Origin of the sequence: Butyrivibrio sp. LB2008, from assembly GCF_000621565.1 — a bacterium.
Classification (GTDB): domain Bacteria; phylum Bacillota; class Clostridia; order Lachnospirales; family Lachnospiraceae; genus Butyrivibrio.
The window spans coordinates 46,157-63,654 of sequence record NZ_KK211305.1 but is presented as its reverse complement, the minus strand read 5'-3'; the positions used below and the strand labels follow the sequence as shown (position 1 = coordinate 63,654).

Genomic DNA, 17,498 nt, shown 5'->3' with positions numbered 1-17,498 from the left:
CTCCTATGAGTAGAACTTTTTCCCGCTTATATATACAAAAGAAGCGCCGATTGCAATATTCAGTAATGCGGATGTAGCAAGGAACTTTGCATTATATACATTTCCGGATTCAAATGCGTACGTTCCGGCAACCGTTCCGATGTAATTTGCAATATGTACGATTTCTCTGATCGGTCCGAGAATGTAGACAAGCAGAAGTCCTGACACAACGGCTATGGGGAAATTTTTGACATATAGTTGAATACAGTATTGAAGTATATAACAGAATGCATTTATGAAGAAAACTATGACCAGAACACTTCCAAGCATTCTGAAATCTATATCTGCGCGAATTAAGAGCTTTGAAATCGGAATGTATAAAACAATAGAAAAAAGTATGTATATGCTCTGATACAGCATAAATACGATGAATTTGGCCACAACAAGTTTCTTGCCGTCAAACAGTTTTGTCATCAGAAGATCCCAAGTATCATTTATATATTCTTTTGTCAAAATCATGTATCCGACAAACATCGCGCAAAAGAGCCCGACAAGCGTATTTATACCGATGAAAAAATATAGATTCACTCCGTTTTTTCCGTATAATGCAAGTACATCCTCGTTAGTCACATCAAACTTACATAAGACCGCTACCATCAAGTTACATAACACCGCAAAGCTGATTATCACATATGGCACGCACTTGTCAGCCTGTATCTTTTTTATTTCTTCTCTTATAAGACACTGCATACGCCACCTCTTTCTTTTCCGGTAAGCGCCAGATATATGTTTTCAAGGCTGTTGTTTGGCGACACCTCATATACTTCAACATTTGCATCAATAAGAAGTTTTAACAATGCAGGTATTTTTTCTTTTGCCATCTCCATAAAGAATGCATCATTTTTTCTTACATATGTCAGTCCAATCTTGCCAAAAAGCTTCGCTGCTTTTTCAGAATCATTTGTCCTTATACAATATTCCAGTCCTTCAGTTTCATAAAGTTCATCAACGCTTCCTTCAAATATCTTTTTACCTCTGTCGATAATGCATATTCTATCTGAAAGCTTCTCAATCTCTGCAATATTGTGGCTCGAGATAAAAATCGTACATCCGCTTTGATGCGCCAAATTTCCAAGCATCTCTCTTATCTCAAATATTCCTCTTGGATCAAGTCCGTTAGTTGGTTCATCAAGAATAAGTACCTTGGGATTATTCAGAAAGGAAATGGCAAGCCCAAGTCTTTGCTTCATTCCAAAAGAAAACTTAGAAACTTTTTTGTCACCAACAGCGTCAAGCCCAACAAGCTTAAGAACTCTGTCCGCCTCTTCAACAGGTTTTCCAAGTATTCGCTGAAGATATGCAAGATTTTCTCTTGCCGTCAGATTGGGATAATAATTGGGTTTACTGATAAACACGCCTACATCCTGCATTATACTGCTATCCAGATGTTTCATTTCTTTTCCGTTGTATCTGACGACGCCTGAATCAGGCTTTAAAAGTCCAACCATCATCTTCATGGTCGTTGTTTTACCGGCACCATTCGCGCCTATGAAACCATATATCTTACCTGCCGGAATCTTAAGAGACAAATCTTTTACCGCAATTTGATCTCCAAATCTTTTAGTTAGGTTCTCTATAGTGATTTCCATATTTTTCCTTTTTATTCATTATCATCTGATGCCGCGTTTGGATCATACTCAAGTATGTCTCCCGGCTGGCAGTTTAGGGTTTCGCATATTGCTTCGAGTGTTGAAAATCTGATAGCGCTGATCTTTCCTGTTTTTATCTTGGATAGATTTACATTTGATACGCCAACTTTTGCGGACAGTTCGTTTAGAGACATTTTTCTGTCAGCCATGACGCGGTCTAATCTAAGTATAATTTTACCCATATCGTTCACCTCGCATTCCCGAAATTATAAGGTTTCATCTGATTCTTTCTGAAGTACATAGCCGTAATCAAGGATGCAATACATGCTCCAGAATACAACTCCTGCAAGGGCTGCAGCTCCGAGACCTACTGCAAAGAATGTGTAAACGGTAATTATGATAAATGCTGTCTTGAGTTTCTTCATAACGTCTCCATTGAAGGGTGAATCACTGTTTTCAATGAGCTTAAATACTTTCATTATTATGATGAAGATTCCGGCAAGGATAGCAATTGTAACAGCTGTAGAAAAGAAAGTTACCGCAAATGCTTCCGCAGCCATACCCTTATACATAAGAATTCCCACAACGTTAAACATTCCTAAGATGCCATGTTTTCCCATATCTTCAACCTGCTCAAGACTAAAAAGTTCAGTTCCGTTCTCACTGAATACATGTGCTACTACTTTTCCGCTCACTTCTTCAGTTTTTATACTACTATTGATATTGCTCTTACAAGCAAGCATCACTATACCGCCAACAAGCATCACTACAGCAATCACAGCCATAAGAACACCAAGTACTTTTGCAACTTTTCCTGTTGTACTGCAGCTCTTCTTTACATTAGCAAGTTTAATTTCCTGTTCTCTCATTTTTAATCTCCCATCTGCGAATCCCTATGTTCGCGCTCAATTATTATTTGTTGTCTTATTCCAGCGCATGGCCGTTTTTCATTCTTGTTGTTTGTTCATACTTATTTTTCTCATTTCGTTTGTGAAAGCAACTTTTTTCTTTAACCTCTTTTGACAACTTCATGTGCGTTCACGTTTGTATCTAACTTCAAATTATCTTGATTGCATTTTCTCGAGAATTTATGAACTTTCCATCACCGCGTCCGGTTATTTCCTGTTCATGAGTATAATATAGCATCCTGTTTTATACCTGTCAATAACTTTTTAATGATAAACATTAAATATTTATCTTGTTTGTTTTATTTTTTATCGAAAAAAGCAGCAAAAAAGTAACGGTAAAAGCAACGCTCCATTATGAGCTTGAAAATATATGCCTTAATAATGAATTAATGAATTAAAATCCAAGAGCTAAAATTTGCGGTAATGTTGAATTTGTGATATTTGTGGCAAATCCCAATTGCAAAGCACGCTGTTTCAAGTGGTTCAATTACAAAGCGTGTTATATCTTTATCTTCGAAGAAAAAGCTTTGTGATACAAATAGGCTCTTTCGACCTCCCCTACGTTACTCAGATTCTCTTACACACTTTATACCCGTAAAATCCATCTCACATTCATTTACTTCTACGTGTACATGCCGTTTTTCGGGATTCTGTGACCGTAGAGCTGCTCCTAAATTCACTCTCTTCTACGTGTACGTGACATTTTTCGAGATTCTATACCCGTAGAGCTGCTCCTAAATTCACTCTCTTCTACGTGTACGTAACATTTTTCGGGATTCTGTACCCGTAGAGCAGCTCCTAAATGCACTCACTTCTACGTGTACGTAACATTTTTCGAGATTCTATACCCGTAGAGCAGCTCCTAAATCACTTACTTCTACGTGTACGAACCGCCTTTCGGAATTCTACACCCGTAAAGTGGCTCCTAAATTCGCTTACCTCTACGTGTATATGTCAATTACCGGGTTCTATGCCCGTAAAGCCTTTCCTACAATCGCTTATCTCTACGTGTACAAGCTCAGTTCTGCCCTTCGCCTCACGTAAGGATCCCCAAATCAATATTCATAAGACCATACTCATAAAAATGAGCAAACAAAAATCCCCACAAAAATGGTCCTACGTATAGCGAAATCGTAAAGTGTAATTTAAAATAAACAAATCCCATTGACATAAGGTCATATTTCGAGTTATAGTCTTCTTCGGTTTTCATCAAACCGATTCTAATATTTCAACGCGGCAATAATTTCATCGTCGCATTTTCCAATTTATAACCAGTGTTTACATGAATAAAAAAAGAATAATGGTGGTACTATGCAAGATTTAAAAGAAGATATGAAAGCACAACTAAAGGAACTTGACGAGCTTATCTCGAAATCCAATAAAAATCTAATTAAACTAAAGAATATCCCCGATAAAGGAATTACTGTCAGCAAGAGTAACGGTTATGATCAGTATTATTGGGTTGACAGAGTTTCAGGAAAACGAACATATGCAAAAGCCGACGAACTCAATATTCTCAGGAACGTTGCACAACAAGGATATGAACATGCTGTTGTAACTAAGCTCAATAATCTAAAAAAGGAACTTGCTGATTTTCTTGAAAAATACGATGTTTCCGAAATCGACAAAGTCTATACGCATATGTCAAAAGCCAGACAACTACTCGTGTCACCTATTATTGATACAGAAGAAATATTTGTAAAAAAATGGGAATCTGTTACCTACGAGAGCTCAGGATTTATTAATGATTCTGAATTTTACTCAAGCAAAGGTATCAAAGTACGTTCCAAATCTGAACTTATCATAGCCAATACTTTAGAACAATGTGGTGTTCCTTATCGCTATGAATATCCTTTATATCTGAAAGGTATAGGAACGGTATACCCTGATTTTACATGCCTTAATATAAATAAGAGAAAAGAGATAGTATGGGAACATTTCGGAATGATGGATAATATTGCTTACTCCAACAAAAATATAGCTAAGATTCAAGCGTACAATCAAAACGGATTCTTCCCGGGCAAAAACATGATCATGACATTTGAAACCTCTCAAAATGCTATAAGCTCAAATATAATCAAAAATATGATTAAAGAATTTTTGCAATAAAAAGAAGCAACAACCGAATCACTCCGATCATTGCCTCTCAATCTTTTTCTTATGAACTGTCTATACATCAACCCTCATAAGTTTGACCGCTATAGACATAACTATCATATACCCAGCTGTCACACACTTCTCATCAGATATCGATGTCGCCTGAAATCTTGTCATCAACTACATAGTAAGCCTTATCTTCCTGAGGCTTAACGTAGATGCTGAGCTTCTTAACCTTTGTGGGATCGCCCTTGAGGTCGTACTGGAAATTATCCAATGATTTCTGAACAAGCTCGTCGTTTGAGATGTGCTTGTATGAATACTGAATCTCGATCATAACATTAGGCTTTGCAGCTGCTTTTCTTGTTGTAGTCTTCTTTGCAGTTGTTTTCTTGGTTGCAGCCTTCTTTGTTGTGGTCGCCTTTGTAGTAGTCTTCTTTGCAGCAGTCTTTGTAGCTGTTGCTTTCTTTGTTGTACTTGCAGCCTTCTTGGCTGTAGTTTTCTTAGCTGTAGTCTTCTTTGCCGGTGCTTTCTTTGTCTCGGCAGTTGTATCCTTTAATTCCGGTGTTTTAACTTCTGTAATAAAAGTAGGATTCTTGATAGTTGCAACAGGTTTTACAACTGCTTCCGCCTTCTTAATCTCTGCCATTTCTCGTTATCCTCCTCAAAATCGCAAACGATCTATGTGACTCGTTAAAACAATAAAGTGATTACGAAATTAAGTTTACTATCATTAAACAGCGTTGTCAACGCACCTGCGAATTATTACCCTTTATATCATCCCATTTTATCTAGTGTAGCTTTGTATGCTGATATCAAAGTAGCGGAAATAAGCAGACCACCGCATATGTCACTGAACCAATGCACTCCCGCCAAGACTCTTCCGACAACACCTATCGCCATTACAACACAGGCGCAGGTTCTAAGAATTGCCACAAGGTTCTCGTCGTCATATAATCTTTCTCTCCAAGCAGCGATCGCACTTCCCATTATTGTGCAGATCATAAGTACATGTGTAGAAGGAAATGACGCCTCAAGCTCCGTTTCATCGGGCAAAAGAACCGGTCTGTAGTTGAACGGAATCTTGTCAAAAACAACATACATGATAACAAGAATCACATACAAAAAGCCCATGATAAGTATCTCTTTGTCGACTTCCATGATGCGTCTTTTCTCTTTTACAACCTGCATAAGTCCCGTTACGGCAAAATACGCAGCTGTAAGAATCGCTATCATAAGCATTATGTCTGTAACTTTATCCCACATGGGATTATAAGAAATAAGGTCAAGCACCACTTTGTTGATCGCCGAAAAACCGACGCTCGTTCCCTCGGGACCGATAGCCTGTTTATCGACTACAGATACAAGCACTGTATATACAATAGAAATGATCAACAAAAGTATAGTCTTCCCGTAATAACTTTTTCTTTTCATAGCACTTCCTCCGTGTAGCCAAAACTTTATTTCTTGTACACTTCGTTCACGAACTTGCGAAGTCTCTCCATTGCTCTCTCAACCTTCTCAGTCTCTATGCAGTAAGCCATTCTGAAAAAGCCCGGTGCCCCAAAACCGTCTGTGGGTACGAAGATAAGATCGTACTCTTTAGCTTTTTTGCAGAATTCGATAGAGCTCTCTTCAAGCGCCTTAGGCATTATATAGAAAGTTCCTCCGGGTTTTACAACCGTAAATCCAAGCTCAACCAAAGTATCATAGATGATATTCATGTTTGTCTCATAAACGGAAAGATCTGCAGTCATGTCGCATACCTTTGCAACAGCCTGCTGGATGATTGAAGGAGGACAGTTATGTCCTGTACCTCTTGAGATCTGTCCGCACATGGGAACGATAAATTCTGCGCCTTCGCACTTAGGATTAACCGCAACGTATCCGATTCTTTCTCCCGGAAGAGAAAGAGATTTGGAGAATGAGTAGCAGCTCAAAGTGTGATCGTAGAACTTTGATACATACGGAGCGTCAGCGCCCTTGAACACGATCTCTCTGTATGGTTCATCGGACAAAAGATATACCGTATGTCCGAACTCTTTTGACTTAGCTGTAAGAATCTCGGCAAGTCTTGTAAGTGTCTCTGTTGAATATGCAACACCTGAAGGGTTGTTCGGTGTGTTCACGAGAACTGCCGCAACATCAGCTGTAAACATATCTTCAAATTTATCGAAGTTGATCTGGAAAGTCTCAGTGTCTGCGGGAACAACCTCAAGCTCAACTCCCGCACCTGTTATGTACGGATTGTACTCGGGGAAAAATGGTGCAAATGCAAGCGCCTTGTCTCCCGGCTTTGTGATTGCTCTGATTGCATGTGAGATTGCACCTGCTGCCCCTGTTGTAGGGAAGATGTGCTCAGGTCCGTAGTTCATTCCAAATCTTTTATTCAAAGACTGCGCAATCTTTTCTTTATACAAAGGATTACCGAGACTTGGAGTATATCCATGAAGTGTCATGGTATCTTCCGTCTGAAGAAGCCTAATCATCTCATCTGTAAATTCCTGAGGAACCGCAACCGAAGGATTTCCCAAGCTGAAATCAAAAACATTCTCGTATCCAATTTCTTTTCCCCTCGCGGTAGCGTACTCCGAAAGCTCTCTAATTACTGACTTTGCGCCAAGCATTGATTTATATGTCTCGTTAATCATAACCTCGTCTCCTTAAGTATTAAGTAAAAACTTTGTATCTCAGTATACCACAAAAAAGGAGCTTCATCATTGGAAACAACCTCATCTTAACAGAAAATGCATTTCACCTTTATAAAAGTGCAACTCACCTTAGAAACTCTTTTTTTACCTGAAAAATAAGTTAATATCTAAGGCAGAAAACAGCAAAACGCCTAAGGGCACAAATTTATAGAAAAGAGGTTCAGTATGATCAAAGCGATCGAAGTGAATAATCTAAAAAAAATGTATGGTGACATGACTGCCGTAAACAAGATCACATTTGATGTGAAGCGCGGTGAGCTTTTTGCCTTCCTTGGCGAGAACGGCGCAGGCAAATCGACTACGATCAACATGCTAAGTACCATCCTCACAAAGACATCGGGCGAAGCCCTGATAATGGGAAAAGAGCTCGGAAAAGAGGATGATGCGATAAGGAAAGAGATCGGAATTGTTTTTCAGAATTCAGTATTGGATAAAAAGCTGACCGTAAAGCAGAATCTACTTACAAGAGGCGCCTATTACGGCTTCGGTAAAAAAGATATAACCGAAAGGCTCGATGATTTCTGGGAAGAATTTAATTTAAAAGAAATATGGAACAGGAAATACGAGAACCTTTCCGGAGGACAGCGAAGGCGCGTGGACATAGCGAGAGCTCTTTTACATAAACCGAGCATTCTCTTTCTGGATGAGCCCACAACAGGACTCGATCCGATGTCACGCAAGATGGTTTGGGATTACATTAATCATCTGCGAAAAGAGGAAAAGCTTACAATCTTCCTGACCACTCATTATATGGAAGAAACCGCTGAAGCTGACAATGTGGTGATCATGGATAAGGGAAGCATAATCGCTGAGGGCTCGCCTGCGGAATTAAAGAGCAGATACACAGCAAAGAAACTCATCTGGTACACGGATGCATGCGACAGGCACAGACAGATCATTGAACAGGCAAATGTGAGCAAATACAAATATGAAGCGGATCACTACAACATATCCATGGACAGCGGAATAACAGAATTTGTCTGGAATAACAGGGATATTATAAAAGATTTTGAAATCATAAAAGGAACAATGGACGACGTGTTCTTAGCACTTACAGGAAAGGAAATGGTGGGAGCAAATGGCTAAATTAAGAGGATTATCAGGACTTATAAAAAGAAATATGCTGGTGTTTATTACAAATAAGGGATCAATTTTTTTCTCGATGCTGACACCTTTGATCCTGCTGGTGTTGTATATTCTTTTTTTGAAAAAAACTTTTCTGACACCGCTTGAAAATGCGACAGCGGAACTTGGAAATCTCATTTCATCCGGTGATATGGATCAATTCGTGAACGGGCTTTTGCTGACAGGAATAATAAGCACCGCTCTTCTTACGATTCCGTATAACGCGCTCGAAGTGATGGTCAAAGACAGAGAGGACACTACTTATTATGATATGATCTCAACACCCGTGAGCAGAGCCGAGGTCATTATGTCATATTTCATCGCGGCTGTTATGACAGCATTCATTCAGGTAATGTTAGTGATGGCGTGCGGCTTGGGAATGCTTGCAATTAACGGAAAAGTATACCTTGAGATAACAGATATTCTCATGCTCAGCGGACTTGTTTTCCTGGGAACGGTTTCTTCTACTGCAATATTCATGCTGCTCATGATGTTTATAAAAAGCATGAGCACCAGCAGTGCACTTATGGGAATATTGTCAGCGGTATCCGGATTCGTGGTTGGCGCGTACATTCCTCTGTCGGAGTTTGGCGAAAAGATTCAAAATGTATGCAACCTAATCCCTGCCACATGCGTGACAATACTCATAAGAAACCGTCTTACAGGCGGAACTCTGAATCATATGAACGAAAACATCGGAGGATTGGATAACGGGATGTTTGCGGATTCCATGAAAGAGATTTTTACATTCAATTCGTATGTATTCGGAAGAAATTGGGAGTTGAAACAGACCTTATTATACATAATAATTATTACAGTTATTTCTGTTGGTGCAATCAGTATCATTTATCCCAAAATTTACAATAAACGCTAAAGGGGAATCGTTTTGAAGGTCACTTTTAATAAGATTGAGAAAAACGAAAATGAATATGCCGTGATCAATGCACACGAGCGCACTAATGCAATATGCGCCGCATTGGAACTGCTTGAAAACGGCGAACAGGTAATAATCGGATACAGGGACGGAGAAAGTGTGCCTTGTCCCATTTCCCAAATCTATTACATAGAGACAGTGGACGATAAATGTTTTGCCTACACCAAGGATAGTTGCATCGAGATCAGAAGCAGGCTTTATGAGGTAGAAGGAAATCTTGATTACAGATTTTTCAGATGCTCCAAATCCATGCTTTGCAATATCAGGAAGATCAAAAGCGTTAAAGCAGAAAGCAATGCCAGAATGAGGGCCGTTCTGCTAAACGGAGAAATTGTCATTATTTCCAGAAGCTATGTAAAAGATATGAAGAAAAGATTGGGGTTGTGATTATGAAAAAAATGAAAATGGTAGCCGAACAAACTCTGATGGTGAGCTTCATGGTGCTTTGCTACGTGAGCATTTACGGCCTCTTTATACTCCGAAAAGACAACGATTATTTTGATTGGTTTATACCGGGATCCATTGTGATCACAAGCTTTCTATGCAGCCTCATAACGGTTTTCTTTTTGTTTGAACATCAGGATTCGGAGGACCAGTCAAGGCTTAATTTCCGCCTTAGAAAGGTCATCCATTTTATCCTTCTGTATTTACTTATCATGGGCTGCGGATATCTGTTTCGCTGGTACAGAGGGACACTTGGCTTTATCATGACTTCCGTCATTTATGTAATTATTTATCTGGGCACATGGCTTGGCACGATACTCATATTCAAACATGAAGAGAAAATTATAAGCGATGCGCTGGAAAAGATAAGGGATGAAGAATAAAAAACTACTCCACTATATTTCGCTCAACATCAAGTCATCTTATGCAGCCTGACTCTCATCTTTCTCCGCAGGAATAGAAAGTTCTTTTACCCGCTTGCTTCTTGAAAGAAGCATACAGCTTGCAAATCCGGTAATTCCGGTGCACAGGAACATGATTGCCATTCCGGTTCCGGCGGTATTTCCGAGCAAACGGACAATCGCTGAAGAAAACTTAGTTCCGCTATTTACAAATGGTTCAAAGAGATACTCAGAAAGCGCGCCGCCAAGTAAGATCCCCATAGGGATCACAGCAAACTTCATTGCATTCTTGACCGCAAACACTCTGCCCTGCATATCTTCGCGCACATTGTTATATATTAGTACCGACTGCGCTGCCATAGTAAACGGAATCGGCAAACTAGCCGCAATTCCTGCTATACTCCATACATATACATTCTGCCCAAATGCCATTAGCAAATCTCCAAATGCAAACGAAAACGCTGCGGAATAAAAGAGCATCTTCACTTTGTTCTTCGGCATCTTCAACGTGCTTACCAAAATTCCGCCAACAATTCCTCCTGCTCCAATAACCGAAGTCACAACACCCAGAATCAACTCGTTGTCATTACTTCTGGCAAGAATCATAGGCGACAAAATATTTTCATAAGAAAGACGGGAAAGGAAATTCATCAAGGTCATGCAAATGATGATGTACAGAATTCCTTTATTTTCCTTCAAAAACTTCACTCCGCCAAAGAAGCCGTCAAACATTCCATCTTCTTCCTCCGGCTCGCTTCCCCGGGGAATCCGTATAATGAAGAACATCACAGCAATCGCAAAAAGGAAGGTTGCAATATCAAACATAAGCACAGATGCAATTCCGAAAAATCCCATCATGGCGCTGGCCAGCATAGGATACAAAATGGTACTTACATTCTCTGAAATAGAGCTTAATCCACTGATCTTCTCGTATTTATCCTCAGGTACAATCAACCCTAATGCCACAGAAGATGCCGGAGATTGTATAGCTTCCATAATGCCAAGCACAAAGTTAATTATGTATATATAGAACAATCTCATACTCTGAGTATAGAGCAGCACACATACTATTGCGGAACAAAGTGCAGAAGCGGTATCCGTAAGCATAATAATCTTTTTCTTATCATGACGATCCACAAATCCGCCAACAAAGAAACTCGTCACCGCCTTCGGTGCAAATGTGAAAAAAGTGAGCAGAGAGACCTGCATAACAGATCTGCTCTGCTGATAAACCCATATGATAAGCGCATAGCTTGTCATCATACTTCCAAGCTCTGAAACAGCTTGGCTTAACCAGAAAGAAATATAATTAGTCTTGTTATTCATGTCGTCTTTCCTTTAGATGTCTATAGTATTTAAACCATATTTTATCGTGTGTGCACGATAATTTTATAGTATTTTTATCGTGTATACACGATAAAACACTACAACAACTCTTCCATCGCCGCCAATATCTCTTCCGTATCCTTCAGCAACATATCCTCCGCCTTCTCGCTGTTCTTATCCTTCTTGTACTTATAGATAAACACAGGATTTCCGGCAGCGTGAAAACTCATCTTGCCCTCGTATCTTGCAAGGAGTTCGGGAATCTTCTCTCCTTTTATCTTGGCATTTGGAGTTACCTTTATCTCTATCTTGCCGTCGCCACCTTTTATTTCGGGAACAAAGAGCTTGTGCGCGGCGGTTCTTATAAGCGAGATCCTGAGGAGATTAAGAGCGGTCTTTGGAACTTCGCCGAATCTGTCGACGAGCTCATCTCTCATATCGTCGCTCTCCGTCTGGTTCTCTATGCTCGCGATTCTCTTGTATATCTCAAGCTTCTGCTCTTCGTTAAGGATATAGCTGTCGGGAATATAGGCACTGACGTCAAGGTCGATGACGGTGTTGATGTCTTCTCTTGTATCTTTTTCGCCGGGGTTCTTCTTGTGACGGACAGCTTCTTCGAGCATCTTGCAGTAAAGGTCATATCCAACAGACTGCATGTGGCCGCTTTGTTTTTTGCCCAAAAGACTTCCCGCGCCTCTTATCTCAAGGTCACGCATGGCGATCTTAAATCCGCTTCCGAGGTCGGTGAATTCTCTGATCGCAGAAAGTCTCTTTTCCGCAACCTCTTTTAACACCTTATCTCTCTTGTACATAAGGAAGGCGTAAGCTGTGCGGTTCGAGCGTCCGACTCTTCCCCTCAGCTGATAGAGCTGGGAAAGTCCCATTTTGTCTGAGTCGTGGATGATCATGGTATTTACATTGGAGATATCAAGGCCCGTCTCGATGATGGTCGTAGAAACAAGAACGTCGACAGTTCCATCGATAAAGTCGTACATGATACGCTCAAGCTCAGACTCTTTCATTTGTCCGTGAGCAAAAGCAACGTTCGCTTCGGGCACAAGTTTCTGGATTCTTGCCGCAACATCCGCTATGTCATTGACTCTGTTGTACACGTAATAAACCTGGCCGTTTCTTCCAAGTTCTCTTACTATCGCCTCTCGCACAAGCTCGTCGTTGTATTCCATAACATAAGTTTGGATTGGGAGTCTGTCGTTAGGCGCTTCTTCAAGGACAGACATCTCTCTTATTCCGACAAGTGACATGTGAAGCGTTCGCGGAATAGGCGTTGCCGTAAGTGTCAAAACGTCAACGCTCTCTTTTATAGTCTTTATCTTTTCCTTGTGTGTAACACCAAAGCGCTGCTCCTCGTCGACGATAAGAAGCCCCAGATCCTTATACTGAACGTCTTTTGAAAGAAGTCTGTGCGTTCCGATAACTATATCAACAAGACCTTTCTTAAGGTCAGTCACAGTCTTTGCCTGCTCTTTTGCAGTTCTGAATCTGGACATCAGGTCGACTCTTACGGGGAAATCTCTCATTCTCTCGCTGAAAGTGTTGTAGTGCTGCTGTGCAAGGATTGTCGTGGGCACAAGAACCGCAACCTGTTTTCCGTCCTGCACTGCCTTGAACGCAGCTCGTATCGCAATCTCTGTCTTTCCGAAACCAACGTCGCCGCAAACAAGTCTGTCCATGATAACAGATGATTCCATATCGCGCTTGGTCTCTTCTATCGCATTCAGCTGATCTTCCGTCTCATGAAAAGGAAATGCATCTTCAAATTCCTGCTGCCAAACCGTGTCTTTACTGAATTCATAGCCTTTAGTTTCCTGCCTCTTCGCATAAAGCTCGACAAGGTCCTGCGCAACTTCTTCTACCGCTGCCTTTACCTTGTTCTTAGTATGCGTCCACTCCAAGGTACCAAGTTTGTTGAGCTTGGGCTTATGTCCGTGTCCGTCTTCGCCGCCCGAAGCATACTTCTGGATAACGCCAAGTCCCGTCGCAAGAACGTAGAGATTGCCGCCGTCTCCGTATTCGATCTTGATGTAATCCCTAACAACGTTGTCAGTCTCAACTTTCTCTATACCCTTGTATATACCAAGCCCATGTTCTTCATGGACTACATAATCTCCGATCTTAAGGTCCGCAAAGTTTGATATCTTTTCACCTGTATACTTGGCCTTTTTCTTTCTCTTTTTCCTTGTATGCTCGGTAAAAATGTCGCTCTCCGCGATCACAGCAAACTTAATCCCCGGATACTCAAATCCCTTGAGAATCCTTCCGTAATAAGTCATTATCTCGCCCGGCCGCAGCACTCTTCCCGGATCTTCGCTGTAAAACGCAGTAACGAGATTATCCCTAAGGTCCTCGACAATTCTTTTTGCCCTCGTTCTGGAACCCGAGAGGATAAGCACTCTGTAGCCTTTTTTCACATAACTCTTAAGGTCACTCACGAGCGAATCGAAGCTGTTATTATACGGCGCGACGCTTCTTGTGTTAATGTCCCAGCTCTTTTCCGGTGAAAAGAGATTCTGTGATTTGGGCATGGCAAGTGCGGAAACAAGCACTCTTCGCCCGTTCCCCATTCTCGATATACAGTTATCTATTGAATACAAAAGATCCATCTGCCCCGGAAGGACGTAGCCCTTCTCGGCTCTGTGCGTCATGCTCTCTTTAAACTCAGCCTCGACAGCCATCGCATGCTCCAGAACTCTCTGCGGCTCGTCAATAAAGATACAACTCTTTCCCTTCGGGAACATCTCCTGAATAGTGACGGTGTCGTCGTAAAAATAACGGATGTAACTCTCGAGATTGACTACCGAGTGGAGTTCAAAGAGCTGCTCGTTAAGTTCTTCCGTCTGCTTTTTTATCCTGTGAGCTTCTTCCGTCTTGAATTCAGCGCGAAGTGCTTTGCAGATTTTCTCGGTATCTTCGTTAACCTTGTCCATTCCTTCTCTGAGTTTTTTCTCATCGAGGATGATCTCGGATGCGGGATAGATGTCGATGGATTCAAGCTTTTCAAGCGACCTCTGCGACATGATATCAAAGCTTCTGATCGACTGGATTTCATCGCCCCAAAGTTCTATTCTGAAAGGATTCTCTTCCGTAAGGTCAAAAACATCGACGATATCTCCTCTTACAGAAAACTCGCCGGGTCCCTCTACCTGATAGTTTCTGACATATCCCATCGTGACAAGGCGCTTTGCGATCTCGGTCTCATCGATCGGAACGTGTCTGTCGATCGAAAGGATATTTTCTTTTATAACTTCTGGTTTTATCTGAGGTGCCATGAGCGCTGCAAATGTCGTAATGACTGTAACGGGTCTTCCCTCAAGAAGTCTTCTCATGCAGCGGATTCTCTGCCTGACTATCTCGTTACTGTGCACATCGGCCTGGTAAAAGATGAGGTCTTTTGCGGGATATACAGTGACATTCTTGTCATAAAACTTGTAGTCCTCATAGATTTCTTTTGCCCTAAGGTCACTGTAAGTTACGATAATTCTGTACTTAAAGTCAGCCCCAAGACTGCTTATAAAATGAAGTTTCTGGGAATCTACACATCCCGTCACTTCCGCACAGGCAAAGGGCTTTTCAAGATATTTATTAAGTTCTTCGAATTCTTTTAATTCGTTTAAAGGAGTTGTTATCGCTCTCATTTATTTTTTACCGTTAAATTTGTTCATGGCACTGTCAACGCCGCTCTCCATTATCTCGCAGACCGCATCGACAGCTCGTCCTATTCCGTCCTTGATCCCTGCAGCGTCCTCGCCCTCGAAATGACCGAGAACCCAGTTCACCATGTCATATTCCTTGGGCTTCTTGCCAACCCCGACGCGAACTCTGCTAAACTCGTCGTGTCCAAGCTGCGCAATGATATTCTTAAGCCCATTGTGTCCGCCGGCGCTTCCCTTAGGTCTAACCCTGATCTTGCCCACATCAAGCTCAACGTCGTCCGAGATCACAATGAGCTCCGCTTTAGTGTCAACCTTGAAATAATCGCAGATAGGTCTTATCGCCTCTCCGCTCAAATTCATATATGTAAGCGGCTTTACGAGAATGACCTTCTGATCGCCGATCCTGCCTTTCCCGTAAACCGCCTTAAACTTCGTCTCCGTAAGTCCTATATTATATTTATCCGACAATGCGTCTATTGTCTCAAATCCCACATTGTGTCTTGTTCCGAAATATTTCTTTTCGGGATTTCCAAGTCCCGCGATCACATACATATTGCCAAAGTCCTCTTCTTGTTTTGAAAAAAATTTCTTTATTAATCCTAACACTACTACATCTCCCTTGATAATACAATGTATAAAGCCTATTCAAAGTATACTTTGAAAGTTGCTTATAGTCCAATTATGAGAGCAGAAAAGAAGGCTGCATCAGAGATTTATTTCTCCGACGCAACCTATGTTCCAATCAGGCATCTTACTTTTTATCAATATTGCGAATGTACTCGTCAAGTCCGGTGATTGTAGTCGTTGATAAACCGGTGTCCCAATTAGTTTCTTTATTTATGACATAATCAGAACCTTCTTTTAATTCAACACCATTATATTTTACCTTGATATATGGTTGTTCTGCATTTGCATCCCAAACAAGACTTGAAGCCTCTATTACCAATCCATCCGGACTAACCCTTGTATCCACAACAGTAATTTCACAAGTCTTAGTAATTTCTCCGTTTTGAGCTGTTGCTGTAATTGTAACTTTACCGGGTCTGTAAGTCTCAACTAAACCGGTATCTTTACCAACAAATGCTATAGTAGAGTCACTGCTACTCCATGTAACTTTCTTATTAGAAGCATTCTCAGGTAAAATACTCACTGAAAGCTGTATTTTCTCACCGGGTTCAAGCGAACATGATGTTTCATTTAATGACATCTCCTCCAAAGAAACGACTTCGGATTTAGGCATCAATTTTACACCACATTGTTGTCCATGTTCATCTCTACCAAGAACCATATCGCCACCATAGTATGGTTCCGGCGCTTTATTCCAAGGTTCTGTAACAAACATCTTGTCATCTATATATATTTTAGTACATATAATATCGTTTTTGACTTCCAAATGTCCGCCATATATGCTGAAATCTGTATCAAAATTTGAATAAGAGCTAATACAACCTGCAGATACATATCCATCGTTAACGGTAATATGCGCTATTTTTAATGAGTTTGTTTCAATAGAACCATTATTTACAATAAGACTACCATGTCCATATATATCGTTTAAACTAACTAATGAACCACTATCCATAATCAGTTTTCCGGACTCACTTGTCCCTACCATATTACATGTAACCTTTCCGTTTCCGGTAAAAGTTAGTTCGTTATTTCCCACATAAATCAAAAAAAGCGCTTTATCAGTATCAAGGTTTAAAACACAATCCTCTTCGGGTGTAAAATAACACCTTTCTTCGAGATCACTCAAATTAATAACCGTCGGCTCCGCAGCCTTTACCGATTTGCAACACAATACCAATGCCAATAAAAACAGTGCAAAACAAATTAATAATGAATAACTCTTTTTCATACTTTTCCTCCGATGTACATTTTTTCGTTATTGTAAGCACAATATGTTAAGAATAACACACATCTTCGATAATTCAACATATTATCAGCGAGTTATCACACAAAACGCACGAATTAAATGATACATCGCGGCAAAACATCTTACCATTGCACCCCTATGTTTATTGCAAAATAGAACAAGGAGCTTGGCAAAACTCGTTTTGTGTTTACCGCCCTTTTCAAAGACAGCCCGGCCGTAAAGGGAGACATTCGAAAATTCGCTGTCTTCGGACGAGCAAGATGATTTTCAAAATTTCTAAAAGCAGGAACCGCCGGCTGCTCTGAACAACGTGAAAGTCGGCGGTTCCTGCTTTTAGAAATTCATGAAAATCACTGCGCAGCCGTACACAGCGAATT

Annotated in this window: 16 protein-coding genes; 5 read left to right on the top strand and 11 right to left on the bottom strand. The window is 40.8% G+C overall.

What is annotated here, in order from left to right; translation table 11 throughout:
• Nucleotides 1–3: 3 nt before the first annotated feature.
• Genes T356_RS0110245 through T356_RS0110230 form a run of 4 tightly spaced genes read right to left on the bottom strand, consistent with a single transcriptional unit; the run spans nucleotide 4 to nucleotide 2,497 of the window.
• Nucleotides 4–729 carry an ABC transporter permease gene (locus T356_RS0110245; RefSeq protein WP_026514399.1) on the bottom strand — a complete coding sequence of 242 codons (726 nt, stop codon included), beginning with the start codon at nucleotides 727–729 and terminating at the stop codon, nucleotides 4–6.
• Nucleotides 714–1,628: an ABC transporter ATP-binding protein gene (locus tag T356_RS0110240; protein WP_026514398.1), complete on the bottom strand. Its 915-nt coding sequence runs from the start codon at nucleotides 1,626–1,628 to the stop codon at nucleotides 714–716. The genes T356_RS0110245 and T356_RS0110240 overlap by 16 nt, the downstream gene beginning before the upstream one ends.
• A gap of 11 nt (nucleotides 1,629–1,639) precedes the next feature.
• Nucleotides 1,640–1,870 (bottom strand): helix-turn-helix domain-containing protein, encoded by a 231-nt coding sequence (locus tag T356_RS0110235; RefSeq protein WP_026514397.1) that lies wholly within the window; start codon nucleotides 1,868–1,870, stop codon nucleotides 1,640–1,642.
• A 24-nt stretch (nucleotides 1,871–1,894) separates the two neighbouring features.
• Nucleotides 1,895–2,497, bottom strand: coding sequence for a hypothetical protein (locus T356_RS0110230; protein WP_026514396.1), 603 nt, complete (start codon nucleotides 2,495–2,497; stop codon nucleotides 1,895–1,897).
• Nucleotides 2,498–3,847: 1,350 nt separating this feature from the next.
• On the opposite strand from T356_RS0110230, the gene T356_RS0110225 reads away from it, so the two are divergent.
• On the top strand, nucleotides 3,848–4,645 hold the full coding sequence (locus T356_RS0110225) for a hypothetical protein (RefSeq protein WP_026514395.1): 798 nt from the start codon (nucleotides 3,848–3,850) through the stop codon (nucleotides 4,643–4,645).
• Between the two features lie 133 nt (nucleotides 4,646–4,778).
• Here T356_RS0110225 and T356_RS21315 read toward each other — a convergent pair whose 3' ends face one another.
• The 3 genes from T356_RS21315 to T356_RS0110210 form a co-directional block, all read right to left on the bottom strand.
• Nucleotides 4,779–5,282, bottom strand: coding sequence for a DUF6465 family protein (locus T356_RS21315; protein WP_051563350.1), 504 nt, complete (start codon nucleotides 5,280–5,282; stop codon nucleotides 4,779–4,781).
• 128 nt (nucleotides 5,283–5,410) lie between these two features.
• A complete protein-coding gene (locus tag T356_RS19100; RefSeq protein ID WP_051563349.1) occupies nucleotides 5,411–6,067 on the bottom strand; it encodes a phosphatase PAP2 family protein in 657 nt (218 codons plus the stop codon).
• A gap of 26 nt (nucleotides 6,068–6,093) precedes the next feature.
• Nucleotides 6,094–7,284: a pyridoxal phosphate-dependent aminotransferase gene (locus tag T356_RS0110210; RefSeq protein ID WP_026514394.1), complete on the bottom strand. Its 1,191-nt coding sequence runs from the start codon at nucleotides 7,282–7,284 to the stop codon at nucleotides 6,094–6,096.
• 225 nt (nucleotides 7,285–7,509) lie between these two features.
• Here T356_RS0110210 and T356_RS0110205 point away from each other — a divergent pair, with 225 nt between their 5' ends.
• The 4 genes from T356_RS0110205 to T356_RS0110190 are packed head-to-tail and all read left to right on the top strand — an operon-like array spanning nucleotide 7,510 to nucleotide 10,230.
• A complete protein-coding gene (locus tag T356_RS0110205; protein ID WP_242846590.1) occupies nucleotides 7,510–8,430 on the top strand; it encodes an ABC transporter ATP-binding protein in 921 nt (306 codons plus the stop codon).
• Nucleotides 8,423–9,343, top strand: coding sequence for an ABC transporter permease (locus T356_RS0110200; protein WP_026514392.1), 921 nt, complete (start codon nucleotides 8,423–8,425; stop codon nucleotides 9,341–9,343). The genes T356_RS0110205 and T356_RS0110200 overlap by 8 nt, the downstream gene beginning before the upstream one ends.
• Nucleotides 9,344–9,355: 12 nt before the next feature.
• A complete protein-coding gene (locus tag T356_RS0110195) occupies nucleotides 9,356–9,790 on the top strand; it encodes a LytTR family DNA-binding domain-containing protein (protein ID WP_026514391.1) in 435 nt (144 codons plus the stop codon).
• 2 nt (nucleotides 9,791–9,792) lie between these two features.
• Nucleotides 9,793–10,230 carry a DUF3021 family protein gene (locus T356_RS0110190; RefSeq protein ID WP_035780956.1) on the top strand — a complete coding sequence of 146 codons (438 nt, stop codon included), beginning with the start codon at nucleotides 9,793–9,795 and terminating at the stop codon, nucleotides 10,228–10,230.
• Between the two features lie 39 nt (nucleotides 10,231–10,269).
• Here T356_RS0110190 and T356_RS0110185 read toward each other — a convergent pair whose 3' ends face one another.
• From T356_RS0110185 to T356_RS20395, 4 genes are all read right to left on the bottom strand, one after another.
• Entirely contained in the window at nucleotides 10,270–11,574 is a 1,305-nt protein-coding gene (locus T356_RS0110185; protein WP_026514389.1) for an MFS transporter, read from the bottom strand.
• Between the two features lie 98 nt (nucleotides 11,575–11,672).
• Nucleotides 11,673–15,227, bottom strand: coding sequence for a transcription-repair coupling factor (gene mfd / locus T356_RS0110180; protein ID WP_026514388.1), 3,555 nt, complete (start codon nucleotides 15,225–15,227; stop codon nucleotides 11,673–11,675).
• Entirely contained in the window at nucleotides 15,228–15,797 is a 570-nt protein-coding gene (pth, locus tag T356_RS0110175; protein ID WP_026514387.1) for an aminoacyl-tRNA hydrolase, read from the bottom strand.
• Nucleotides 15,798–15,996: 199 nt separating this feature from the next.
• Entirely contained in the window at nucleotides 15,997–17,103 is a 1,107-nt protein-coding gene (locus T356_RS20395; RefSeq protein WP_026514386.1) for an Ig-like domain-containing protein, read from the bottom strand.
• Nucleotides 17,104–17,498: the final 395 nt, after the last annotated feature.